Raw genomic sequence first — 23,957 nt, 5'->3', positions numbered from 1 at the left:
TCCACCTGAATGCACTCTGAAAGGACTCGAGATGACCACATCCGTTCGCGCGGCCGTGCTACACGGCGTCGACGAGCCGTTCCGCTTCGAAGACCTCACGCTCGGCGATCTGCAGCCCGATGAGGTGCTCGTCAAGATCGTCGCCACCGGCCTGTGCCACACCGACCTCGCCGTGCAGCACGGCCACATCCCCGGCGCCTTCCCGTTCGTCCTCGGACACGAGGGCGCGGGCGTCGTCGAGCAGGTCGGCTCGGCGGTGCACGGCCTCGCCGTGGGCGACGCCGTGGGCCTGTCGTACGCGGCGTGCGGCCGCTGCAGCAACTGCCTGGCCGGGCGCGAGGCCTACTGCCTCAACTTCATGCCGCTGAACTTCGGCGGCGTGCGCGAGGACGGCACCACCACGCTGAGCGCCGCCGATGGCAGCCCCGTGCACGGCAGCTTCTTCGGCCAGTCGTCGTTCGCGACGCACGCGATCGCCTCGGCGAAGAACGTCGTCAAGCTGCCCGAGGGCACCCCGCTCGAGCTCGCGGGCCCGCTCGGCTGCGGCATCCAGACCGGTGCGGGCACCGTGCTGAACTCGCTCGACGTGCCCGCGGGAGCGTCGATCGTCGTCGCCGGCACGGGCGCGGTGGGACTGTCGGCCATCATGGGCGCGAAGGTCGCCGGCGCCACGACGATCATCGCGGTCGACGTGATCCCCGAGCGCCTCGAGTTCGCCCAGCGCCTCGGCGCGACGCACCTCATCAACGGCAAGGAGGAGGACACGACGGCCCGCATCCTCGAGATCACGGGCGGCGGTGCCTCGTACGCGGTCGACACGACGGGCGTCGCCCCCGTGATCGAGCAGCTCATCCAGGCCACGGCCTTCGGCGCGCGGATCGCGCTGGTGGGCGTGCCGAAGCCCGGCAGCACGATCGACCTCGGCCTCGTCGCCGCGTCGGGCAAGACGCTCGTCGGCGCGATCGAGGGCGACGCGATCCCGCAGAACTTCATCCCGGAGCTCGTCGCGCTGCACCAGGCCGGCCGCTTCCCGTTCGACGAGCTGATCACCACCTACCCGTTCGAGCAGATGGAGCAGGCGATCGCCGACACCCAGTCGGGTGCCACGGTCAAGGCCGTGCTCGTCATGCCCTGACGCGCGTTTCGCTGCGGCGGCCTCGTCCCGGTTCTCGGGACGGGGCCGTTTCGCTGTTCGGGTGCGGTGCGGGGCGTCCACAGCCGCGCGGAGCGGCGGATCCGTCCACAGATGGCGCTGGTGCGGCCCACGGGCGATCGCCGGAGGCGAGCGTGGGAGGCATGACGGATGCTCCCGGCGACGACCTGCGCGCCTTCGAGGTACGCGACGACGCAGGCCTCGAACAGCTCGTGCGGGCGCTGCTCGGCGGCGCCTACGCGCCGCGGGTGTGGCTGCTGTTCCTCGACGCGCGCGGGCGGCTGACGGATCCGATCCTCCCGATCGACGGGCTGCCACGCGACCCCCGGGCCCGCGTGCGCGAACCCGAGCTCGGCGCGCTCACGCACGCGGAGCTGCTGGCGCGGCGGGCGGCGGACTTCGCGGGGCTCGTGCGCGCCGCCGCCGTGGTGCTCGTGTGGGAGCGGCCAGGGCGGCACCGCGTGGCGGGCGGGCTGCGGGAGTGGATCGGCGGCATCGCGGCGGCGGCCGACGGCGCCGGGCTGGCGCTGCGCGGGCAGGTGGTGCTCTCGTCCTCGGGGGCGCGGGTGGTGCGGCCGGATCAGGCCGGATCGTGACCGGGCGCCGCGGCGGCCACCCGGCCCAGCCGCGCCGCGAGCGCGACGGCGTCGTGCGGCGCGTGGCCGCGGGCGTCGTTGTCGAAGTAGACGTAGACGTCGCGCGGGCGGCCGTCGGGCGCGCCGGATCCGTCGGCCCACGCGCGGATCCGCGCGGCCCACTCGTCGAGCTCGGCGGGGGAGTAGCCGCTGGCATAGAGGTCGTGCGCGCCGTGCAGCCGCACGTAGGCGAAGTCGGCCGTCACCTCGCCGAAGCGCGGCCACCGCCCGGCGGTGTCGGCCACGGTGAGAGCCACGCCGTGCCGCCGCAGCAGCTCGGGCATGGCCGGGTTCTCGAAGCTGGCCGCGCGCGGCTCGAGCGCGTGCCGCAGCGGCACGTCGGCCTCGACCTGCAGCCACGCCCGGCCCTCGAGCCGCGCGTCGTGCCGCCGGGCGAGCGCGAGGGCCTCGCCCGTGGTGCGCGGCAGCGCGGCGAGGAAGGCGTCGAGGCCGTCGGCGTCGAACTCCTGCCGCTCGGGCAGCTGCCACAGGAACGGGCCGAGCTTCGGGCCGAGCGCGAGCACGCCCGAGGCGAAGAAGTTCGCCATGGCGGTGCCCGCGTCGCGCAGCCGCAGCATGTGCGTGATGTACCGCGAGCCCTTCACGGCGAACACGAAGTCGTCGGGCACGGCGTCGCGCCAGCGCGCGTAGCTCTCGGGCCGCTGCAGGGAGTAGAACGAGCCGTTCAGCTCGAGCGTGTCCATCCGCTCGCCGACGTATGCCAGCTCGAGCCGCTGCGGCAGCCCGCGCGGGTAGAAGTCGCCGCGCCACCCGGCGTAGCGCCACCCGGAGATCCCGACCCGGATCCGTCCTTCGGCCCCCGCGCCCGGTCCGTGCTCGCCCTCCGCCATGACGGCAGGCAACCACCGGTCCGGCCGACGGACAAGCCTCTTGCGGTCCGCCGGATGAGGGCAGGCGTGGCGATGTGCCACCATCGGATCGCTCGGAAGGAACGAGGCCCCGCCGATGTTCTGATTCATCCCGGGACATCCCACATCGGACCCAGAACGCCAAGGGAAGGAGCCAGCAGACACCATGACCTCTGCCCCCACCGTTGCCGAGCCGCAGCCGCCGCTGCAGCCCCTGCTCGACGACGCCGTCATCGCGCTGCGCGCGCCCACCCAGGTGTGGTCGGGGCGCGACGGCGATCTCGGCGCCGCGGCGATCGACGGCATCTTCCACGGCGACGTGCGGCACGTGCGCGAGATCGCCACGACGTGCGCCGACTCGCGCATCGAGTGGATCTCGCTGTCGACGCACGGGCCCTCGCGCGTCGTCTTCGCGGGGCTGCTGCGCGGACTGGACGAGGAGTGGGTCGCCGATCCGAAGGTGCGGATCGTGCGAGACCGCACCGTGGACGGCCGGCGGGTGAGCGAGTCGTGGGTGCTGCGCAACGGGCGCAGCGTGCCGGTGGGAACGACCCTGTCGATCCGGTTCGTGCCGGAGTTCGCGTCGCTGCACGCCGTGAAGGCGGGCGGATCGGTGCCCGGAGCGTTCGAGACGACGATCCGGGACGGCGACGCGGAGGTGGTCGCGGGTGCGCAGAGCTTCGTGCTGTCGGCGCCGGGCGCCGAGCTGCGCGAGGACGGCGGCGCGATCGTCGCGACGTGGCGCCTCGAGGCGACCGCGCGGGGCGAGGCCCGGGCGTCATGGCGGCTCGAGCTGCACGATGACACGCTCGTGATGGAGCCGGCGCGACGCCCCGCGCCCTGGGACGCGCGCGAGGTGATCGGCGAGGTGACGCAGCGCCACCCGCGCCTGGCGCGCTGGCTCGAGACGGCCCTGGGCGACCTCGATGCACTGCGCCTGGCGCTGCCGGGCAACCCGGAGGACGAGTTCTACGCCGCCGGGGCGCCGTGGTTCTTCACGCTGTTCGGCCGCGACTCCATCTGGGCGGCGCGGCTGATGCTGCCGCTGGACGCGGCGATCGCCGCCTCGACGCTGCGGGTGCTCGCGCGCCTGCAGGGCGACGCGGACGACGCGGCGACGGCCCAGGAGCCGGGCAAGATCCTGCACGAGCTGCGCTCGTCGACGCTCGAGATCCCGGGCGAGAACGTGTCGCTGCCGCCGCTGTACTACGGCAGCGTCGACTCCACGCCGCTGTGGGTGTGCCTGCTGCACGACGCGTGGCGGGCGGGCATGCCCGAGGACGAGGTGCGCCCCCTCATCCCGGCGCTGCGGCGCGCGCTGGCGTGGCTCATCGAGTACGGCGACAGCGACGGGGACGGCTTCATCGACTACATCGACCGCACGGGCAAGGGCCTGGCGAACCAGGGCTGGAAGGACTCGGGCGACTCGATCCAGTGGCGCGACGGGCGCCTGGCCGAGGGGCCGATCGCGCTGTGCGAGGTGCAGGCCTACGCGTATGAGGCCGCGCTCGCCGGGGCCGAGCTGCTCGAGCGCTTCGGCGAGGGCGACGAGCCGCACGGCCCGGCGCAGCTGCGGGCGTGGGCGGCGGATCTGCGCCGGCGGTTCGCGGAGTCGTTCTGGGTGGAGACGCCGGAGGGCCGCTACCCGGCGGTGGCGCTGGATCGCGACAAGCGCCCGGTCGACACGCTCACGAGCAACGTCGGCCACCTCATCGGCACGGGGATCCTGGAGCGCGACGAGGAGCGCCACGTCGCCGCGCTGCTGCTGGGGGAGTCGATGGCCTCGGGCTTCGGCATCCGCACGATGTCGACGGGAGCGGCGGGCTACTGGCCGCTGTCATACCACGGCGGCAGCGTGTGGACCCACGACACCGCGATCGCGGTCCACGGCATGGTGCGCGCCGGCCTCGTGGACGAGGCGAACCGGGTGGTCGACGGCATGCTCGACGCGGCGGAGGGCTTCGTCTACCGCGTGCCCGAGCTGCACAGCGGCGACCCCCGCTCCGAGACCGACGTGCCCACGCCCTACCCGGCCGCGTGCCGCCCGCAGGCGTGGTCGGCCGCGGCGGCGGTGACGGCGCTCACGGCGGTGCGGGCGCGGTAGGGCGGGATGGGCACGGGCGGGTCCGACGGGCCGCAGGGCCCGCCCGTGCCGTCGTTCAGCCCAGATGCACCCCGTCGGGCCGGATCGCGATCAGATCGACCGGGCGCTGCGTGATCTGGCGGATCGGCTGCCAGTAGTTGTTGATCCACAGCGGCGTCTCGTCGTCGACCTCGTCGAGGATCTCGATCAACTCGGCCTTCGTGAGGAACAGATGTCCCTCGGGCAGCTTGTTCTTCAGCGGCCACGTGTTCTCTGCCATGTGTGCTTCCTTCCGGTACAACTCCCGCCCGGTGGGCAGGGTTGGTGCGGAGGAAGCGGGGTCACGCGGCGAGTGTATCGGCGCGCACGGACATCCTCGGGGCGTTCCGCTTGCTCTCAGCCCTTGAGCCGGCGCTTCCCGGATCGCGTGGACCACAGCGCCCACGCGACGAGCACGGGCTGGAAGAACAGCCGCGCGAACCGCTTCTCCTCGGTGTCGAGCCCGAACCCGTCGCGCTCGTGCACCCACTGCGCGATGTTCCCGGGGAAGATCGCGACGAAGAACGCGGCGGCGATCCGCCCCACCAGCCGCCGCCGCTTGCGCGCGAACACGAGCAGCATTCCGAGCAGGATCTCCTTGACGCCCGAGATCACGACGGTGGCATCGGGATCGAGCGGCACGAACTCGGGCACCTGCGCCCGGAACTCCTTCCGCGCCACGGTGAGGTGCGACACCCCGGCTCCAACGAGGGCAGTGCCGAGCAGGACGCGGGCGATGCGGCGCGGGACGGTCATGGGAGTGAGGGTACGGGGGAGTGGGTGGCGTGAGGAAGATGCGAGTCAATTACGTCGGGTCGCGGTCACTATCCGTACGGACCAGGGTGGTAGCAGCGCCGGCGCTGTACCGGCGCGACGGTATAGGCGGACGCAAGTGGCGCCTGCGCCTCAGCGCTTCTCCTCGCCCCGCATCGCCTGGACCGTTGACGCGAGATCGCCACCGATTGTCGGGGCATCCAGATCCACGAACGAGCGTTTCGGTGCGCGCGCATGACGGAGCGGGGATGGAGTGTCGCCGAGCGTGCTGTACAGCTCCGCGGGCCGGCCGCGCCCCTCGCGCTTCACCGCGCCGGTGGCCGCGAGACCGGGCAGCATCGCGCGCCGGAAAGTGTCCGGCTGCAGGGGGCGGCCGGCAACGGCCTCGTGCAGCCGTCGGAGTTCGCGCATCGTGAAGGGCTGCTCCACCAGACCCCGCGGATCGGGCGTCGATCCGTACTCGGTGCGCAGCGCGGCGACAGCATGAGCGACGATCTGCTCGTGGTCGAAGGGCAGCGGCGGCAGAGCATCGACCGGGAGCAGATGCTTCTCCGAGAGGTGCGACGAGGGCACGACGTCGTAATGCGCGACGCTCATCACCCATCCGCGATCGTCGCGAGACGGGTCGTCGAAGACGTGCAGCTGCCGGGGTGCGAGCCCGTCGACTCCGGCCTTCGTGCGAAGGGCGCGCAGAGCGGCGTCCGCCAGGGTCTCACCGGGGTGCACGAATGTGCCGGGCAGGCGGCGCTCGCCGTCATCGATGAGGAGGACGCTCAGGAGGCCGTCGTCAGTCACCGTGAGGACCGCAGTGTCGACGGCGACCGAAGGTCGGGGGTAGTCCGCGAGGGTCTTCCCGGCACTGTCTCGGTACTGCGGCGTCTCGGTCATAGCGGTAATTCAATCATGGTTGCGTGAATTGCGGGAGGCGTGCATACTGATCTCATCGGGCAATTAGCGTGAATGTGAGCAAAATAGGCACCCCGGATCGCGTGCCGCGAAGAAGGAGACCCCATGACCCTCGATAGCCTCCAGTTCGACCGTGCGGTCGGGGCCGTGCTGGCCTCCGCAGCCGGTGACGCACTGGGCTCTCACTACGAGTTCGGGGCGGCGCTCAGCGACGACGCCGTCGTCGACTTCGGAGTCGGCACATTCGGGCATGCCCGCGGCGAGTGGACTGATGACACGAGCATGGCGATGCCCATCCTGCAGGCGCTGGCCGCGGGGCGCAGCATCGAGGATCGGGCCACGATCGGGGGGATTCTGGTCGCATGGCGAGAGTGGGCGAAGGGCGCCAAGGACGTGGGCATCCAGACCCGTGCTGTGCTCGATGGTCTGAGCGCCGAGCCGTCTGAGGAAGAGGCCGTCGCCCTCTCGCATACGCTCCACGAGCGAACCGGTCGCAGCGCCGGCAATGGCGCGCTCATGCGCACGGGGCCGCTCGCTCTCGGCTACCTGGAACGCGATCCGGCGGAGTTGGCGGCCACTGCGAGGCGCATCGCGCGGCTGACCCACTGGGACGAGGACAACGGCGACGCGTGCGCGCTGTGGTGCCTCGCCATTCGTCACGCGATCCTGACCGGGGAGCTCGACCTTCGCGGTCAGCTGCGGTGGATCCCCGAGGAGCGTCGTGGACGCTGGTCGTCGTTGCTGGATGACGCCCTCGCCGCGGACGCGCATCCTCGTCGCTTTTCGGCGCAGAACGGCTGGGTCGTGGCGGCACTGCAGGGAGCGTTGTCGGCAGTCGCCGGAGCATCTTCCCTCGTCGACGCTCTCGAGCGGGCGGTGCGTGGCGGGCACGACACCGACACGGTGGCGGCGATCGCGGGAGCGCTCGCCGGTTCGCTTCGCGGCGGGAGCGCGGTTCCGCTGGGCTGGCAGCGGATCCTGCACGGGTGGCCGTCGCTGCGTGCAGGGGACCTCGTGCGTCTCGCCGTGCTCGCGGCGCGCGGGGGAGAAGCGGATGGGGAGGGATGGCCTCTGGCGGCTCGCGCGCGTACCTATGCGGGGGACTGGCTGCGTCCGCATCCCCATGATCCGGGTGTCATGCTCGGATCGATCGCCGCGCTCGACAGGCTTCCTCAGGAGGTCGAAGCGGTTGTGTCGCTCTGCCGCGTCGGTACAGAGCAGGTGCCGTCAGTGGCGGAGAGCGTGCAGGTCTGGCTCATCGATCAGGATGGCCGCAACGCAAACCTCGACTTCGTCCTGGCCGAGGCCGCCGACGTCATCGCGACGCTTCGCCGGGAGGGCAAGCGGGTGTTCGTGCACTGCGCCGAGGCTCGGAGCCGCACCTCCGCGGTGGCGGCGCTGTACGGTATCCGCCACCGCGGCGTTCCGGCCGCACAGGCCTGGGAGGACGTCCGCAACACTCTGCCCGAGTTCGCTCCCGCGCGCTTCCTGCGCGACGCCGTCGAGAGGATCGTCCGATGAGCAAGACCGCGTCCGCCGCGCATGATGAGCCGTCGCTCTATTGCGCGTTCTTCGGAGGCCCGCGCGACGGACTCAAGTCGGGCGACCTGCCGGCCACACTGTCGGGGACGAAGCTCACCGGCGTGGTGATGCGCATGCCACTCAGCCAGCCGCACCAGTTCAGCCTCCACGCCGTCTACGAGTGCACGAGCGAGACGCAGATCGATGGCTTCTGGCGCTTCGACTTCCGCGGCCTGGAGGGCCCGAACGGCGAGACGCTGGTGGCGGCGGAGACCGAACCCGCGAAGCCGGTGCGACCGCTCGCTCCTGAGCTGCGAGCCCTCTTTGTGCGTCGACTGGAACTGCGTGCCAGCGAGGCGGCGGTCCTGACGGACGAGGAGGTGCGAGCGAGGGTCGCGGCGGCCTTCGTGCCGCATGCTCCCGCGGGCCGGGTGCTCGACGACGCCGACCTGTGGGTTCACGTCATTGGAGCGGCATGAGCCGTTCAGCTGACTTCCGACAGCTCGGGGGCGAGGGTTCGTTCGAATCGCAGCTGGACGTGCGTCGTCTCGCCGCGCGTAGCGAGATCGTGGACGCGGTAGAGCCCGCCCGCGATCAGCTCCTGCTCCTCGTCCTTGACGCCGGAATGCAGCCACGCGGCGATGGCGGGGAAGGGACCGAGCAACTGGAAGACGAAGCGCTCGCCGAACGATCGAGCCACGCGCTCGTCCAGACTGACGCCCCACAGGGGCATGCGCAGTTCGCCTGATTCGAGCGTCTCGAGAATCTGCGAGTCCTGCGCACCGCTCTTGATCCCTCGGCCTGCCCAGACGCTGGTGGAGCCGACCGAGGCCGCCCAGCCTGCCGCGTCCAATGACGGAGCCACGTCCAGGTGCGCGAGCAGGGCTCGTGCACGTGCGAGCGTGCGCTCGTCGGCTCGCGCCTTCCGCTCGTGCTCGGCGATGAACGGGGCGGCGAAGTAGTGCCGAGTGTTCGTGAGGACGCGGGCTCCCGCGCGGATCGGCGAGGACCCGCCGTCGCGTCCGCCCTGCCACGCCTCACATGCGTCGCGCAGGTCGTTGATCATGTCTTCTCCTTCGTCAGCGCTGTCTGCCTGCTCGGTGCCGCTCAGTTCGGCAGCACCACGCACCGGTACTTCGCGCGCGTGAGGCCGACGTAGAGCAGGTCGAACCAGGGCAGGCCGGTCTCCTTCGCGAAGGCCAGGCCGTCGTCGCCGATGTCGGTGAGGATGACGGCCTCGGCGTCGAGTCCCTTGAACTTGCCGATGGATCCCCAGCGCACGGCGCCCTTTGGGCGCGCGTCATCCGGGGCGTCGCCCACGTGGCGCAGCTGCGCGCGCAGCCACTTCTCGTCCTTCGTGAAGTGCGGGCTCGCGAGCATCCGCCCCACGAGCGACCGGCGCTCGCCGAAGGGGCTGAGCACCACGATGTCGTGGGCAGGATGCTGCTGCAGCAGGTCGCGGAGGGTGCCGGCCAGCGCCGAGGTGGGGGAGTCGCCGACGCGAACCACACGCATCCCGCCCACATCGTTCGAGACGAGCCGGTGCCCCGTGTAGCCGAAGCGTCGCCCGAGCAGCTCCTCGGCCGCCGACGAGAGCGCGCGCACCTGCCGCACGCTCTGCCGCATCGCGACGTGCACCATGCCGGGGAACGCCTCCGACGCGACCGCCCACGGATCCGCATGCGTCTCCGCCGGGCGCAGGATCTGCTGGCGCGGATCGGCGGCGACCGCGACACGCGCGGGCGCGGAGCCGGCGGACGGATCGGCGAGCTCCCGCAGCAGCGCGATGACGTCGGGGAAGCCCGCGACGTCCTGGAACTCGTCGACGCAGATGGCGTCGTAGCCACCGAGCGAGGGGTCGGCGCGCAGCCGCTCGAGCGCGCGCTTCGGCAGCTCCTGTTCGTACCAGCCACGCGAGGCATCGTCAGGGTTCTTCTCGACGCCGGCCATCCGGAGCATGAGCGCGTTGAGGCTCATCGCCTCGAGCGTCGGCCGGTTGCGCCCGGCCGCGACGAGCTCGTCGGCCATGAGCACGTTCCAGCACGTGAGCAGCGTGCGCGCGCCCTCCGCCGCCCAGCTCTTCGCGAGCGAGGTGAGCAGGTAGCTCTTGCCGGTGCCGGCGGGCCCCTCGAAGCAGAGGCGGCCGTTGCGTGCGACGGCGTCCAGGATCACGCGCTGTGACTTCAGCAGCTTCTCCTCGTCGTCGCGGCGCTCGAGCTTCCGATCGGCAGCGGTGCGCCCACCGGCGAAGTCCCCGACCAGCGCGCGAGCGATGGCGTCCGAGTGCTCGGCCGTCATGACGCTCGGATCGTGTTCCACGCCCTCCACGGCCGCGTACCAGGCATCGTGCTCGCCAAGCACGCGCTCGACCAGCGCCACAGGATCGCGCAGGTCGTCGCGGAACGCCAGCTCCCACTCGAAGAACTGCATGTCACCGGGGGATCGGTTCTCGAACAAGTGGCGCCCGAGCGACGTGAACCACACGAGCCGCGCGATCGGCTCGGCCCCGACGAGCAGCTCGCGCGACTTCAGGAAGCCGCGCAGGCTGCGGATCGCGCCGTCCACCTGGTCGAACGGGCTCTTGCCGGGGTTCGGCACGCGGTCGAGCGTCCATTCGCCGTCGCGGTACTCCACGTACTCGGGGCTCTTCGCCTCGATCACCACGATGCCGCGCCCGGGGACGATGACGATGAAGTCGGCCTCGCCCTGGAACTGCCCCACGTGTCGCCGGATCTGCAGCCCATGGATCACGACCCAGTCGTCGATCCCGCGTGCGCCCGCGAACGCGTCGAACACGCGACGCTCGGATCCGTTCGCCCCGGATCGCGGACGAGCGGGGATCATGCGAGCCATGCGAGAACCTCCCGAGCAGGTTCTGCCGCGACCCGCGCCATGCACGTCATTCGTCGTACCTCACTCGCTCTCGGCGCCGAACTCATCGTCGTCGCGCTCGGCTCCGACCAGCGCCAGGAGAGCGGACGACCCGAGCTGCTGCGACTTATCCGCCTTTCCGTCGGTGCCGAACCGGATCCCCTCCTCGCGGAGCACGTCGACCACATCTCGACCCTCGTGGGGCGATCCGTCGGGCCAGGCGAAGCCGGCGGACGCCCGGCCGTCCCAGGTCATGACCCTCCATGCGCCCTCGACAGGGTGACTGGCGATGCGCTGGCCCACCGCGATCGGGTGCGATTCCACTGCCTGCGCCAGCTCGTAGTACGACGTCCAGAATCCCTCGGGGATGTGCGCGATGATCTGGTCGTGCAGCCGCCAGTCCTTCCCGCTGCCGCGTGACACCAGGTCGGGGTCAGGGCCGCTCCAATGCGCGATAGCCCGGGCAGCGAGCTCTTCACCGCGTGCACGGATCTCGTCGTAGCCCCATCGCTCATTGCTGGCGATGCGGTGGTTCTCGGTCAGCGCGCTGCCGGCGAGGAGCTTCCGCTTCTCACCGAACGGCCTGTTGCTCAGCTCCGAGTTGTACCCGCTGAAGGTGAGGTTCCCGAGCGTGTGCACGAGTGCGCCGTAGGTCTCCGTCACGTCGGCGCCCTCCGGGAGCGTCTTCGCCAGCATCTCGACCCAGCTCGGAGTGTCGGTCTGCGGCATCACATGCTCGATCGACATCGTGCCGAGTTCGGCGTGTTCCTTGCCAGCGGCGAGCTGGATCAGCCAGGTGAGGACGAGGCGCCGGATGCGCGCGGCTCCTTCCGTGAAGAAGGGGCGATTGAGCACTGCCTCGCGGACTTCGGCATCGGTGGCGAAGTACTTGCGTCCTTCCGACAGCATCCGGCGCAGAGCGTCGGCCGGCGGCTCCTCTCCGCTCAGCTTCCCAGCCGCCTCGGCCAGGATCCGGTTGAGTCCCTGGCCGCGCGGGTGGACGAGGAACCTCCGTACGAGGTAGCTCTCCAGCACACCCAGCGCGGCGGCCGCCTCAGCCGAGGTGCATGCCTGAGACTCGCGCAGGTCGAGGATGCGCAGCACGAGCGGATCGGTGACGGACGCGCCCCACTCGCGCAGGCGGTAGAGGTAGAACTGCACCTCAGGGGAGTCCTCGAGCTGCGGCTGGCGCATCCGCTTCAGCGAGCGGGCCCGTCGCGCGATCACCTCGACGAACTCGATGATCTGCGCGGTCGACATGTCGGCGATGCGGCGCTTCTGCTCCTCGTACGTGCTCGTGAACGGGATCAGGTGGTCTTTCCACACGAGGTCGAACCAGAAGAGGTTTGTCAGGTCTTCATCGGAGAGGCCCGCCTGCATCGGCAACCAGTGCTGCTGGTACACCGGCTCGCCGGCGTCGCCGAGGTTCATGAACACGAGGTTGCGCACGAGATCGGCCTGCGAGAGCCGCACGCCCGTGTTGTTCAGCGACTCGAAGATGCGGTAGACGTTGTCGTCGCCGCGCGCGACGATCGACACGAAGATCAGCCCATCGAGCACCGCGTCTCGGAGCGACTCCAGGTCGGTTCCCTCGACGGCCGCCTCCCTGATGCGCCCGCGGAAATAGCGGTAGGCGTCATCGAGCAGTGACGTCGGGTCGTCGCGGTGCGCGCCGTTGAGGAGCGATGCGTAGAGCTCCTGATCCGCTTTCGTCGGCACGACCTTGAGGCGCTGTTCGGCAGCGCGTACATAGCGATTGGTGAGGTACTCCTGGCCGATCTCCTCGGCCAGCTCTGCCTCGTCTTCCTCCGCCCAGTGGTCCCGGAGCGCAGCGAGCATGACGGTGAGAGTGGTCAACCGCTGCTGCCCGTCGACGACGAGGAACGTGGTGCTGCCCGGTGAAGCGACGTCGACCGAGAGCACGAGGGATCCCGTGAAGTGCGTGCCATGAGGAACGGCTTCGCGGTGCTCCGTGAGCATGAGGATGTCGTCCCACAGCTGGCGGTGGTTCTTGTGCTCCCAGCTGTACCGCCGCTGGTACAGCGGCACGACATACTGTTTGCGGCCCTCCAGGACGGATCGCAGGGTCAGCTCGGAAACGTCCATGCGGGCTCCTTTGGTAGAGGGGCGGGAGGCGACGTTGCGCGCCCCCGAATGTCCGACGCCTATGAAAGTATCCATATGCACCCGGGCAGATGTGCCGCGGCGTGCAAAATCTCGGCGAGAAGGAGCAAGTTGAGCAACCTGGGGAGCTTCGTCTGGTCGATCGCCGACCAGCTGCGTGGGGTCTACAAGCCGAATCAGTACGGCGGGATCATCCTGCCGTTCACGATCCTGCGGCGTCTGGACTGCATGATGGACGGCCAGCGCGACACGATGCGCGAGCTGGCCGCGAAGTTCGAGGGCGGTGTGCTCGACGCGCAGGTGAAGCGGAAGACCGGGCTCGCGTTCTACAACACGAGCCAGTACGACTTCGCTCGGCTGCTGCAGGACCCCGAGGGGCTGCGGGCGAACCTCATCGACTACGTCGCCGGTTTCTCCGCGAACATCGACGTGTTCGAGCGGTTCGGCTTCGAACAGGTGATCGACAAGCTCGCCGAGAAGAACCGGCTCTACCTGGTGGTGTCAAAGTTCGCCGAGATCGACCTGCACCCCGATGCCGTGCCGAACGCCGCGATGGGCGACCTGTACGAGCACCTCATCTACAAGTTCGCCGAGGCCAGCAACGAGGAGGCCGGCGAGCACTACACGCCGCGCGACGCGATCCGACTCATGGTCGATCTGCTCTTCGCGGAGGAGAGCGACACGCTCATGGAGCCGGGTGTCGTCCGCTCGATCTACGACCCGACGGCCGGAACCGGCGGCATGCTGAGCGTCGCCGAGGAGCGCCTGTACGAGCGCAACCCGAACGCGCGCCTGCGTCTGTACGGCCAGGAGATCAACGATCAGTCCTACGCGATCTGCAAGAGCGACATGATCGGCAAGGGGCAGGATGTCGACAACATCCGCCTCGGCGACACCCTTGCCGACGACAAGTTCTACGACCGCACCTTCGACTTCTGCATGTCCAACCCGCCCTACGGCGTGGACTGGAAGGCGAGCGAAGCCGCGGTCAAGGCCGAGCGCGCGAAGACCGGCGCCGCCGGCCGCTTCGCTCCCGGCCTCCCGCCCATCAGCGACGGGCAGATGCTCTTCCTCACGCACCTGGCGCACAAGATGCGCCCGCGGTACGACGGTGGGGGACGGGCCGGAATCGTCCTCAACGGATCGCCGCTGTTCACCGGCGCGGCGGAATCCGGGCCGAGCGAGATCCGCCGCTGGCTGCTCGAGAACGACCTCGTCGATGCGATCGTCGCGCTGCCGACCGACATGTTCTTCAACACCGGCATCGCCACCTACATCTGGATCCTCGACAACCAGAAGAAGCCCGAACGTGAGGGCAAGGTGCAGCTCATCGACGCCACGAGCATGTGGGTCAAGATGCGCAAGGGCATGGGATCCAAGCGCCGCGAAATCAGCGCCGAGCAGCGTGACGAGATCGTGAAGCTCTACGACGCGTTCGAGGACGGCGAGAGGTCGAAGATCCTCCGGACCGACGAGTTCGGGTACTGGACCATCACCGTCGAGCGTCCGCTGCTCGACGAGAACGGCAAAGTCGTGCGCGACCGCAAGGGCAAGCCCAAGCCCGACGCGAAGAAGCGCGACACCGAGAACGTGCCCTTCACGTACGGCGGTAACACCCTGGGCGACGGGGGACGTGATGAAACGATCGCTGCCTACTTCGCCGCCGAGGTCGCCCCGCACGTCCCGGACGCATGGGTCGACACCGCCAAGACGAAGGTCGGCTATGAGATCCCGTTCACGCGGATCTTCTACACCTACACCCCGCCGCGCCCGCTCGAGGAGATCGACCGCGACCTCGAGCAGCAGATCGCCGAGATCCTGGATCTCCTGCGGGAGGTGGAGGCGTGAGCCGCTCATTCCGTTCCACGGCTCTTGAGTGGCTGGGGCGTCTTCCTGCGGATTGGGGTGAGCGGTCGATTGGCCGGGAAGCCTGGGTACGTGCGCGTCTTGGGTGGAAAGGGTTGACCGCTTCAGAGTATGTCGAGATTGGGGGACACCCAATGCTCTCGACCCCAAACATCAAGGGGAGCGACATCGATTTCCTCGGTGCAGCGCGAATCTCGAAGGAACGATACGAGGAATCGCCCGAGATCATGCTCTCTGAGGGGGACATCCTCCTTACGAAGGACGGCTCGACCATCGGCACGGTGAACATAGTCCGCGAGCTGCCCGAGCCTGCAACGGTGAACGGCTCGATCGCGGTGATCACGCCGAAGCCCTCGCTTGAAGGCCGGTTTCTGTATTGGGTGATTGCGAGCCAGTATGCTCAGTCAATTTTTCGGCGGCTGCGCGATGGGATGGGTGTCCCACACCTATTCCAGCGCGACATCAATCGAATCAAGATCCCGTTTCCGCCGCGTGACGAGCAACGGGCGATCGCGGACTTCCTCGACCGTGAGACCGCGCAGATCGACACCCTGATCGCCAGGCAGCAGCACCTCATCGCCACTCTCCGCGAGCGCCGTACCGCCGTAATTACGAGAACCGTCACACATGGCGTTGGCGCATCTCCGCTTAAGCCGGTCGCGAATCGGTGGCTGGATAAGATCCCCCCCCATTGGCAATTGTCGCGTTTTCGGTTCGTCGCGCACATCGCGGCGGAAATGGTGGACCCGGCGGATCCCAGGTGGTCGAATGAGATCCTCATTGCACCCAATCATGTCGAGAGTGGTACTGGCCGGTTGCTTGCTACCGAGACCGTTGCGGACCAGGGCGCGGACTCCAACAAGTACCGTGTTCGCCGTGGTGAGCTCGTGTACTCGAAGATTCGCCCGGCCCTGAATAAAGCCGTGATCGCGCCGCTGGACTGCCTCTGCAGCGCGGATATGTACCCGATTACCCTGTCGGCGGCTGTCGATCCGACCTTCGGGCTCTTCTACATGTTGAGTCAGCCCGTACTGGACTACGTGACGGAGCGTTCCATGCGCGTCAAGATGCCTAAAGTCAACCGTGAGGAGTTGGCGAACCTTCCGTGGCCGCTGCCTCCAATTGACGAACAGCGGGCGATCGGCAGCGCGATCCTGGAGCAAACCGCCGCGATAGACACTCTCATCCAGAAGTCCGAGCGCCTCATCGAGCTCTCGCAGGAGCGGCGCGCGGCGCTGATCACCGCCGCGGTGACCGGACAGATCGACGTGTGGAAGGCGGCGTGATGGCACAGCACAACGAGATCGAGTACGAGCGCGAGATCTGCGAGTACCTCGAGGCGAACGGCTGGCTCTACTCGCGCGACGACAAGGGCTACGACCGCACCCGAGCGCTCTACCCCGAGGACGTCTTCGCCTGGCTCAAGGCCGCGAACCCCGACGCGCTCGCCCGGGTGATCAAGCTCGAGTCGAAGGACGTCGAGAAACAGAAGGCACAGCTGCTCGACAGGCTTGCTGCCGAACTGGACAAGTCGATGACTGCCGGCGGTGGCACACTCAACGTGCTGCGTAACGGTTTCAAGTTCCTGAACTCCGGCCAGCTGCAGGTGGCGCAGTTCAAGCCCGAGACCACGCTGAACGCCGCCGCTCTCGAGAAGTATGAGGGTATGCGGCTGCGCGTCGTGCGCCAGGTGCACTACGCGCCCGGCGACAACCGTTCGATCGACCTGGTGTTCTTCGTCAACGGGCTGCCGGTCGCCACCGCCGAGCTGAAGACCGAGAACACGCAGTCCATCGAGAACGCGAAGAACCAGTACAAGCGCGACCGACTGCCCAAGGAGAAGAACGGCGCGACTCACGCGCTGCTCGGTTTCGGCACGCGCGCTCTCGTGCACTTCGCCGTCTCTGAGGACGAGGTCTGGATGACCACCAAGCTCGACGGTGAGCGCACGCACTTCCTCCCGTTCAACCGCGGTACCGAGGACGGCGGCGCCGGCAACCCGCTGAACCCCGACGGCTGGAAGACCTGGTACCTCTGGGAGCGCGTGTTCCAGAAGGACGCGCTGCTCGCGATCCTCGGCCGCTTCATGTACGTGAAGCACGAGAGCCGCATCGATCCCAAGACCGGCAAGACCACGAAGACCGCGAGCCTGCGCTTCCCGCGGTTCCACCAGTGGGAGGCTGTCGAGAAGCTCGGCTCCGCGGTCGCCGAGGAGGGCGTCGGCAAGCGCTACCTCATCCAGCACTCCGCGGGATCCGGTAAGACCGATTCGATCGCCTGGACCGCGCACCGGATGGCACGCCTGCAGGTCGACAACCAGAAGGTCTTCGACTCGGTGATCGTCGTCACCGACCGCACCGTGCTCGATGCACAGCTGCAGGACGCCGTCCGCCAGCTCGACAAGCAGGACATCGTCGTCACCGTCGACGAGAAGACGACCCGGGCGGCCGGCACGTCGAAGTCGGGCGTGCTCGCGCAGGCACTCGCGACGGGGAAGCTCGTCATCGTCGTGACGATCCAGACGTTCCCGTTCGTGCTCGAAGAGGTCCGCAAGAACAAGGGGCTCAAGGGCAAGCGGTTCGCCGTCATCGCCGATGAAGCACATTCGTCGCAGTCGGGTCAGGTGGCCGCGAAGCTCAAGGCCGTGCTGAGTGCCGACGAGGCGAAGGAACTCGAGGACGGCGGTGAGATCGACATCGAGGCGGTGCTCGCGGCCGAGATGAGCGAGCGCGCCAACAGCGAGAACATCTCGTTCTTCGCCTTCACCGCCACGCCGAAGTCCAAGACGCTCGAGTTGTTCGGGCGTGTGCCCGACGGCGGCGACAAGCCCGAGCCTTTCCACCTGTACACGATGAAGCAGGCAATCGAAGAGGGCTTCATCATCGACGTGCTGCGCGGCTACCACTCGTTCAAGATGATCTTCGAGCTGGGGGAGAAGGCGGCGGGCGGGCGCGACCACGAGGTCGACCAGGCACGCGCGGCGAAGGAGATCATGCAGTGGGTGCGGGTGAACCCGCAGACCATCTCGCAGAAGGCCGCCGTCATCGTCGAGCACTTCTCCCGCAACGTCGCTCACCTGCTCGAGGGCGAGGCGAAGGCGATGGTCGTCGCCCCGTCCCGCAAGGCCGCCGTCCGGTACAAGCTGGCGATCGACGAGTACATCGCGAAGAAGGGCCTCGGCTACAAGACCCTCGTCGCGTTCAGCGGATCCGTTGTCGACGAGGAGTCGGGCCCGGACGAGTTCACCGAGGCGTCGATGAATCCCGGCGCCGGCGACTTGCGTGAGGCGTTCCGCGACGAGAACTGCCGGGTGATGATCGTCGCCAACAAGTTCCAGACCGGCTTCGACCAGCCGCTGCTGTGCGCGATGTATGTCGACAAGCAGCTGTCGGGGATCACCGCGGTGCAGACGCTCTCGCGCCTCAACCGCACGCACGTCACGCGTGGTGGTGTCGTCAAGGATGCGTCGATGACGCAGGTCGTCGACTTCGTGAACGACCCGAAGGAGATCCAAGCCGCCTTCGAGCCGTACTTCGTCGGCGCGCACGTCGAGGAGACGACCGATCCGAACCTCGTGCACGATCTGCTGGCGAAGCTCGACATGGCGGGGATCTACACGCAGGACGAGGTCGAGCAGACGGTGAACGTCATGCTCACCGAGGGCGTCGGCGCCGGCTCGAAGGTGAACTCGAAGCTCGCCGCGGTGCTGGGACCAGCGAAGGACCGCTTCCGTGGGCGCTGGCAGGCGGCGGTCGACAGCGACGACAAGGTCGAGCGCGAGCTCCTCGAACTCTTCCGCAAGGACGTCGGCTCGTTCATCCGCCTCTACGACTTCATGAGCCAGGTATTCGACTACGGCGACACCGACATCGCGAAGAAGCACATCTATCTCCGCCTGCTGGCACCACACCTTCGCACCGAGCAGCTCATCCCCGGCATCGACTTCTCCGACATCGAGCTGACCAAGCTCCAGCTGCGCGACGAGGGCAAGGTCGACGTCTCACTCACGGGCGGGGAGGCGCTCAAGCCGGTCGGCGTCGGTGGCGGTGAAGCACGGGACCCGAAGATGGTCGCGCTGGCCGAGGTGCTGCAGCTGCTGAACGAGCGCTTCGGCCATCCCGACGCGCACAACGAGTCCTGGCTGCAGGAGGTCACCCAGTCGCTTCTGGACGACAAGCAGCTCGTCACACAGGCGCGGACTAACACGCCGACCCAGTTCGCCGATAGTCCCGACTTTGAAGACGCCCTCACGGCCGCGGTCACGGACACGCACGAGTCTCACGCCAAGCTGGTGGACTTCTTCTTCAGCACGGACCCCGCGACAGCCCAGGTCAAGAAGGCGCTGCTGCGGTACTTCTACGAGGCGGCGAGGGGTGAGGCGGCGTGACAGCCGGAGCGCGGGAGCCGGGGTGGTCGGTGACGTCGGGACCCGCCGGAACTTCTCAACCCGAGCCGAGTTATGTGGACGAGAACGATCACACGCTGCTCGACGACGGATATGCGCTCGTTGGCGCGGTGCACCAGCTCGTTTCCGTTGAGCGAGCTGCGACCAAAGCGGACCTGATTCTCGCTGCAGCCTGCCATGCGATGAAGCACGGCGGTAAGACTCTGGGTGAAGTTGCTGCCGTGATCGAACGCGTGTGGCCGGGAGCTCGTGTCGATCAGACTGTCGTTCACGAGGCGCTCGAGCTGGGTGCCGAGATTGACGTCGTAATGAGCACATCCGGCATCGGAGGGGTGGAGCTTTGGGGACTCACCGGACAAGGGCTCCGCGAGATACAGGAGCAGGAACAGTGGGTGTCGGCCCATAGAGCCGAGGCTGTCGCAACTTTACGACGCATGGCATATGAGGACAGCGGTGCTGACGTCTCGACGGCGCGAGCGGAGCTTTGGCTGGACGCTATTGTTCGCGCTCTTATCTCTGGCATCACCGCCGCACAAGACGCGTACTTTGGTCGCGTTCAGCAGCGCGCCGGAAAGCTCCTCTCGCCGAAGACGATTGACCGAGCTGTGGTCGCAGCCATGATCGACGACGTCGCCTCGGACTCGGCTGTTCGTGACTTCCTGCAGGCGGCAGCCATCGCGGCTCTCGATCCTGTCGATCCTTTTGCGAATGAGCTCGTTCACCACATCACGACGGGTTGCGTGCTTCACTCGTATGTTGCGGGCCGTGACTCTGCCGCGGTGATTGACGAACTCGGTCTCCCGAACGGTCAGAGGGCACTGCTGGATACTCCGGTCTTGCTTGACTTAGTTGGACCCTCGCGCGTGAGCGAAGCTGTTGCTAGGTCGATCACGTCAGCGGTGGACGCGGGCTGGGAGGTTGTCGTCGCTCGCCACTCCATCGACGAGTTGCAAGTACTCCTAGAGAGCGAAGTGCCGAACCTCGTGCGCGGTTTCGAGCAGGCTCACAAGAATGGGCTGCGCGCTGAGTGGATAGCGTCGCTCACCTCCGAAGAGCTGCCCACGTACTGGCTGGAGGCCCACCGCGAGCGAAAGTACCGGCACCCGCATGACATGATTCGGGCGGGGAGTAATGTAGAATCCCTGCTCGAAGAACTTGGAGTGGTGGTCCGACATCACCACAACGATGGCGACAGAAGACGCGTCGACCAGTGCGAACAGGCGCTGCGCGACGACCTCGGAAACTCGCGCCGCCGTTCGGATCGTGCGGTAGAGCGAGATGCCGAGTCGATGGCAATGATATGGCGGCGCCGACGACGCGAGTCTGCCGATAGCAAGTGGCCCGGCGGGTGGATCATCACTCCTGACCGGCACCTTGCCCCCGCATATCAGCAGCTGGTTCGTCACGACAGGGTGCCACTGACGATGACGCTGTCTCAATGGTCCACGCTGGCTTCTGCGGTTGTTCGACCCGCCGAGGTGGTCGCTCTAGCGGAGGCCGCTGCCTCTCAGCTGATTGACGAGGCAATGTGGCTACTGCCCTCCCGGTTCCCCTTCGACACTGCATATGAGCTCGCGCTCAAGGTCGGTCCCCGCGGGCGAGGCTCGGCGACCGACATTCGGCGTGCTCAACTTACGCTCGATAGCGCCCTGGCGTCAGCGTCGAACCGCACGACAACATCCTTGGCGGCCGAGGTTCTTGGCGCTCGGGTGGAGCGCGTGAATGTGATGACGGCAAATGCGGTGCGAACGGCCGAGCTGTCGAAGGTTGCGGCGCGAGAGCGCGAGGAGCTTGCACTGGCGAAGGAGCGTCTTGCGACAGAACAGCTCGTGTCACGCGAGTCCGAGCTTCGTGACAAGCAGAGCGAATTGAGTACTGTCAACGAGCGACTCGCATGGAAATCGGAGCAGTTGCGTCGAGTGCTTGTCTCGTCGGCCGTGGCGTTCGGAGGGCTCGCCTCGGTCGCGGTTGCCGTGCTGTGCGTGGTGCTCGGCGTCTGGGGGGCGGGGTCCTGGGTAATCGTCGTGGGGGCTGTAATCGGCGCAGTTTGCCTCGGCTGGGGCCTGACGAAGTGGTGCACGAACTCGAGTGAACGGTTCACCGGTGCCATTCTCGGCGTTGTGATGGAAGGGCTGGGACTCGTCTCGGGCCTAACAGGATTGATCGTGGACCTGCCCCAGTTGTGAGGATCCAGCCGCATACAGTGCGCAGCGACGGATGTGCGAGTGGGGTGCGCCCATGGGTGATCACGGCCGCCCAAGCAGGTCCGGGAATACCCCACCCCAACCCCCGCGTTCCCTCTGGTAACCTGAAGTGTCACGCGTGTGCGTGGGGTCTGGCGTGCTCGCCGGGCAGGCCCACCGGGTGACGTACGACAACCAACCAGACCGCTTCGGTTCATCCGCGGTCCCGCACGTCCGTGAGGGATCCCGATCCGAGGCCCGACTTCAACCCCATAAGGCAAACCAACTACATGACTAACGCAACGACCGCCCCGGCCACCAAGCAGGTCGCGATCAACGACATCGGCTCTGCTGAGGACTTCCTGGCCGCGGTCGAGAAGACTCTCAAGTCCTTCAACGACGGCGACATCATCGAGGGCACGATCGTCAAGATCGACCGCGACGAGGTTCTGCTCGACGTGAGCTTCAAGACCGAGGGCGTCATCCCCTCGCGTGAGCTCTCCATCAAGCACGACGTCGACCCCAACGAGGTCGTCAGCGTCGGCGACGTCGTCGAGGCGCTTGTTCTCCAGAAGGAGGACAAGGAAGGCCGTCTGATCCTGTCGAAGAAGCGCGCGCAGTACGAGCGCGCCTGGGGCGACGTGGAGAAGATCAAGGAGAACGACGGCGTCGTCACCGGCACCGTCATCGAGGTCGTCAAGGGCGGCCTCATCGTCGACATCGGCCTGCGCGGCTTCCTGCCGGCCTCGCTCATCGAGCTGCGCCGCGTCCGCGACCTCACGCCGTACCTCGGCCAGGAGATCGAGGCGAAGATCCTCGAGCTCGACAAGAACCGCAACAACGTCGTGCTCTCGCGCCGCGCGCTCCTCGAGGAGACGCAGTCGGCCACGCGCACGCAGTTCCTGAACAACCTGCACAAGGGCCAGGTCCGCAAGGGCGTCGTCTCGTCGATCGTCAACTTCGGTGCGTTCGTCGACCTCGGCGGCGTGGACGGCCTCGTCCACGTCTCGGAGCTGTCGTGGAAGCACATCGAGCACGCCAGCGAGGTCGTCGAGGTGGGCCAGGAGGTCACCGTCGAGATCCTCGAGGTCGACCTCGACCGCGAGCGCGTCTCGCTGTCGCTCAAGGCGACGCAGGAGGACCCGTGGCAGGTCTTCGCCCGCACCCACGCGATCGGCCAGATCACGCCGGGCAAGGTCACCAAGCTCGTTCCGTTCGGTGCGTTCGTTCGCGTCGCCGACGGCATCGAGGGCCTCGTGCACATCTCGGAGCTGTCGAACAAGCACGTCGAGCTCGCTGAGCAGGTCGTCTCGGTCGGCGAGGAGGTCTTCGTCCGCGTCATCGACATCGACCTCGACCGCCGCCGCATCTCGCTCTCGCTCAAGCAGGCCAACGAGATGGTCGACCCCAACGGCACCGAGTTCGACCCGGCGCTGTACGGCATGACCACCGAGTACGACGAGAACGGCGAGTACAAGTACCCCGAGGGCTTCGACCCCGAGACCAACCAGTGGCTGGAGGGCTTCGACGAGGCCCGCCAGAAGTGGGAGGACGAGTACGCCGCCGCGCAGGCTCGCTGGGAGCAGCACAAGGCGCTCGTCGCCAAGGCGCTCGAGGCCGAGGCCGCCGCGGGCGACGACTTCGGTGGCGCCGCCGCCGCTGGCCAGAGCTTCAGCTCTGAGTCGGCCGGTGCCGGCACGCTCGCCGACGACGAGGCCCTCGCCGCTCTGCGCGAGAAGCTCGCCGGCGCGTAAGCAGCCGCTCTAGTTCAAGAGGCCGGATCCCTTCGGGGGTCCGGCCTTTTGGCGTATATGGGCGGATCGTGGCGGGGTGCGGATCGTGGGGTGAGGATCGCGGGGTGCGGACCGCGGGTCGTTGATCGCGAGTCCGGATCGGGCATGGCGGGCCGCGGGTGGCGGGGGAGTCCCGGGCGGGAGTCGTGCGACCCCTACGACGATCGCTCGCGGAACGCGTCGGTCTGCCGGTCGAGCGGCACCGTGCGCTCGACGACGACATCGCCCGTGTGCGCGGTGGTGACCGTCTCGATGAGGACGATCTCGACCTCCTCGTCGGCGACGGGATTGTGCCGGACCCCGCGGGGGACGACGAAGAACTCGCCAGGGCCGAAGCGGGCCTCCTCATCGCCCTCCAGCTGGATGCGCAGATGTCCCGACACGACGAGGAACATCTCGTCCTCGTCCTCGTGCGCGTGCCACACGAACTCGCCGAGCAGCTCGGCCACCTTGATCTACTGATCGTTGACGCGGCCGATGACCCGCGGGGTCCAGTGCTCGGTGACGTGCTCGAGCTCCGCCCTGATCGACGTGGTGCTGAGGGGGTGCATGGCGTGCTCCTCGGGTCGGGTCCGGTGGGCGAGTGGCTCGTCGCGGGTGCCACACTACCGGCGAGTTGGTGCGGTCGTCGGGCGCGTGGCTCGCGCCAGATCGGCCTGGCGAGTGGGTCGTCGAGTTATCCACATCTCGAAGAGATGTTCGATGGTTGTCGGTGGTGGCTGGGAGAATTGATGC

General features: G+C 68.0%; 18 protein-coding genes. 10 read left to right on the top strand and 8 right to left on the bottom strand.

Going from position 1 to position 23,957, the window contains the following annotated elements; all coding sequences use genetic code 11:
- Positions 1–31 precede the first annotated feature (31 nt).
- Together ACWDR7_RS02365 and ACWDR7_RS02360 are read left to right on the top strand one after the other, a co-directional pair.
- Positions 32–1,135 carry an NAD(P)-dependent alcohol dehydrogenase gene (locus ACWDR7_RS02365; protein WP_449853336.1) on the top strand — a complete coding sequence of 368 codons (1,104 nt, stop codon included), beginning with the start codon at positions 32–34 and terminating at the stop codon, positions 1,133–1,135.
- A 161-nt stretch (positions 1,136–1,296) separates the two neighbouring features.
- Complete coding sequence (locus ACWDR7_RS02360; protein WP_449853335.1) at positions 1,297–1,749, top strand: hypothetical protein; 453 nt, start codon at positions 1,297–1,299, stop codon at positions 1,747–1,749.
- Here ACWDR7_RS02360 and ACWDR7_RS02355 read toward each other — a convergent pair.
- A complete protein-coding gene (locus ACWDR7_RS02355) occupies positions 1,734–2,639 on the bottom strand; it encodes a DUF72 domain-containing protein (protein ID WP_449853334.1) in 906 nt (301 codons plus the stop codon). The two genes, ACWDR7_RS02360 and ACWDR7_RS02355, sit on opposite strands and share 16 nt — an antisense overlap.
- Positions 2,640–2,823: 184 nt before the next feature.
- Here ACWDR7_RS02355 and ACWDR7_RS02350 point away from each other — a divergent pair, with 184 nt between their 5' ends.
- Positions 2,824–4,761, top strand: a complete 1,938-nt coding sequence (locus ACWDR7_RS02350; protein WP_449853333.1) for a glycogen debranching N-terminal domain-containing protein — start codon at positions 2,824–2,826, stop codon at positions 4,759–4,761.
- A gap of 55 nt (positions 4,762–4,816) precedes the next feature.
- Here ACWDR7_RS02350 and ACWDR7_RS02345 read toward each other — a convergent pair whose 3' ends face one another.
- From ACWDR7_RS02345 to ACWDR7_RS02335, 3 genes are all read right to left on the bottom strand, one after another.
- Entirely contained in the window at positions 4,817–5,020 is a 204-nt protein-coding gene (locus ACWDR7_RS02345) for a hypothetical protein (RefSeq protein WP_449853332.1), read from the bottom strand.
- Between the two features lie 116 nt (positions 5,021–5,136).
- Positions 5,137–5,535, bottom strand: coding sequence for a DoxX family protein (locus ACWDR7_RS02340; protein WP_449853331.1), 399 nt, complete (start codon positions 5,533–5,535; stop codon positions 5,137–5,139).
- Between the two features lie 150 nt (positions 5,536–5,685).
- Positions 5,686–6,441, bottom strand: coding sequence for an NUDIX hydrolase (locus ACWDR7_RS02335; protein WP_449853330.1), 756 nt, complete (start codon positions 6,439–6,441; stop codon positions 5,686–5,688).
- A 123-nt stretch (positions 6,442–6,564) separates the two neighbouring features.
- Here ACWDR7_RS02335 and ACWDR7_RS02330 point away from each other — a divergent pair, with 123 nt between their 5' ends.
- Positions 6,565–7,980 carry an ADP-ribosylglycohydrolase family protein gene (locus tag ACWDR7_RS02330; protein ID WP_449853329.1) on the top strand — a complete coding sequence of 472 codons (1,416 nt, stop codon included), beginning with the start codon at positions 6,565–6,567 and terminating at the stop codon, positions 7,978–7,980.
- Positions 7,977–8,459, top strand: coding sequence for a hypothetical protein (locus tag ACWDR7_RS02325; protein ID WP_449853328.1), 483 nt, complete (start codon positions 7,977–7,979; stop codon positions 8,457–8,459). Before ACWDR7_RS02330 ends, ACWDR7_RS02325 begins: the two co-directional genes overlap by 4 nt.
- A gap of 5 nt (positions 8,460–8,464) precedes the next feature.
- Here the strand turns inward: ACWDR7_RS02325 and ACWDR7_RS02320 are convergent, their stop codons facing one another.
- The 3 genes from ACWDR7_RS02320 to ACWDR7_RS02310 are packed head-to-tail and all read right to left on the bottom strand — an operon-like array spanning position 8,465 to position 12,957.
- Complete coding sequence (locus ACWDR7_RS02320; RefSeq protein WP_449853327.1) at positions 8,465–9,109, bottom strand: hypothetical protein; 645 nt, start codon at positions 9,107–9,109, stop codon at positions 8,465–8,467.
- Positions 9,088–10,833 (bottom strand): NERD domain-containing protein, encoded by a 1,746-nt coding sequence (locus tag ACWDR7_RS02315; RefSeq protein ID WP_449853326.1) that lies wholly within the window; start codon positions 10,831–10,833, stop codon positions 9,088–9,090. The genes ACWDR7_RS02320 and ACWDR7_RS02315 overlap by 22 nt, the downstream gene beginning before the upstream one ends.
- Before the next feature lie 60 nt (positions 10,834–10,893).
- Positions 10,894–12,957: a GmrSD restriction endonuclease domain-containing protein gene (locus tag ACWDR7_RS02310; RefSeq protein WP_449853325.1), complete on the bottom strand. Its 2,064-nt coding sequence runs from the start codon at positions 12,955–12,957 to the stop codon at positions 10,894–10,896.
- Between the two features lie 129 nt (positions 12,958–13,086).
- Between ACWDR7_RS02310 and ACWDR7_RS02305 the strand changes: the two genes are divergently transcribed.
- The 5 genes from ACWDR7_RS02305 to rpsA all read left to right on the top strand — a co-directional run bounded on the left by ACWDR7_RS02305 (position 13,087) and on the right by rpsA (position 23,183).
- A complete protein-coding gene (locus ACWDR7_RS02305) occupies positions 13,087–14,823 on the top strand; it encodes a type I restriction-modification system subunit M (RefSeq protein ID WP_449853324.1) in 1,737 nt (578 codons plus the stop codon).
- Positions 14,820–16,127 carry a restriction endonuclease subunit S gene (locus ACWDR7_RS02300; RefSeq protein ID WP_449853323.1) on the top strand — a complete coding sequence of 436 codons (1,308 nt, stop codon included), beginning with the start codon at positions 14,820–14,822 and terminating at the stop codon, positions 16,125–16,127. The genes ACWDR7_RS02305 and ACWDR7_RS02300 overlap by 4 nt, the downstream gene beginning before the upstream one ends.
- Entirely contained in the window at positions 16,127–19,228 is a 3,102-nt protein-coding gene (locus tag ACWDR7_RS02295; protein WP_449853322.1) for a type I restriction endonuclease subunit R, read from the top strand. The genes ACWDR7_RS02300 and ACWDR7_RS02295 overlap by 1 nt, the downstream gene beginning before the upstream one ends.
- A gap of 74 nt (positions 19,229–19,302) precedes the next feature.
- On the top strand, positions 19,303–21,432 hold the full coding sequence (locus tag ACWDR7_RS02290) for a hypothetical protein (RefSeq protein ID WP_449853321.1): 2,130 nt from the start codon (positions 19,303–19,305) through the stop codon (positions 21,430–21,432).
- 287 nt (positions 21,433–21,719) lie between these two features.
- Complete coding sequence (gene rpsA, locus ACWDR7_RS02285) at positions 21,720–23,183, top strand: 30S ribosomal protein S1 (protein ID WP_449853320.1); 1,464 nt, start codon at positions 21,720–21,722, stop codon at positions 23,181–23,183.
- 194 nt (positions 23,184–23,377) lie between these two features.
- Here rpsA and ACWDR7_RS02280 read toward each other — a convergent pair whose 3' ends face one another.
- Positions 23,378–23,671, bottom strand: a complete 294-nt coding sequence (locus ACWDR7_RS02280) for a cupin domain-containing protein (protein WP_449853319.1) — start codon at positions 23,669–23,671, stop codon at positions 23,378–23,380.
- Positions 23,672–23,957: the final 286 nt, after the last annotated feature.

The sequence above is a fragment of the Microbacterium sp. NPDC003461 genome (assembly GCF_053588335.1).
Note: the sequence above shows the minus strand (reverse complement) of the source record. Positions and strands in the feature narration are given on the sequence as shown.

Bases quoted from the DNA above. Each gene is read 5' to 3' on its own strand.
- ACWDR7_RS02365 (WP_449853336.1), top strand. From the start codon at position 32: ATGACCACATCCGTTCGCGCGGCCGTGCTACACGGCGTCGACGAGCCG.
- ACWDR7_RS02360 (WP_449853335.1), top strand. From the start codon at position 1,297: ATGACGGATGCTCCCGGCGACGACCTGCGCGCCTTCGAGGTACGCGAC.
- ACWDR7_RS02355 (WP_449853334.1), bottom strand. From the start codon at position 2,639: ATGGCGGAGGGCGAGCACGGACCGGGCGCGGGGGCCGAAGGACGGATC.
- ACWDR7_RS02350 (WP_449853333.1), top strand. From the start codon at position 2,824: ATGACCTCTGCCCCCACCGTTGCCGAGCCGCAGCCGCCGCTGCAGCCC.
- ACWDR7_RS02345 (WP_449853332.1), bottom strand. From the start codon at position 5,020: ATGGCAGAGAACACGTGGCCGCTGAAGAACAAGCTGCCCGAGGGACAT.
- ACWDR7_RS02340 (WP_449853331.1), bottom strand. From the start codon at position 5,535: ATGACCGTCCCGCGCCGCATCGCCCGCGTCCTGCTCGGCACTGCCCTC.
- ACWDR7_RS02335 (WP_449853330.1), bottom strand. From the start codon at position 6,441: ATGACCGAGACGCCGCAGTACCGAGACAGTGCCGGGAAGACCCTCGCG.
- ACWDR7_RS02330 (WP_449853329.1), top strand. From the start codon at position 6,565: ATGACCCTCGATAGCCTCCAGTTCGACCGTGCGGTCGGGGCCGTGCTG.
- ACWDR7_RS02325 (WP_449853328.1), top strand. From the start codon at position 7,977: ATGAGCAAGACCGCGTCCGCCGCGCATGATGAGCCGTCGCTCTATTGC.
- ACWDR7_RS02315 (WP_449853326.1), bottom strand. From the start codon at position 10,833: ATGGCTCGCATGATCCCCGCTCGTCCGCGATCCGGGGCGAACGGATCC.
- ACWDR7_RS02310 (WP_449853325.1), bottom strand. From the start codon at position 12,957: ATGGACGTTTCCGAGCTGACCCTGCGATCCGTCCTGGAGGGCCGCAAA.
- ACWDR7_RS02295 (WP_449853322.1), top strand. From the start codon at position 16,127: ATGGCACAGCACAACGAGATCGAGTACGAGCGCGAGATCTGCGAGTAC.
- rpsA (WP_449853320.1), top strand. From the start codon at position 21,720: ATGACTAACGCAACGACCGCCCCGGCCACCAAGCAGGTCGCGATCAAC.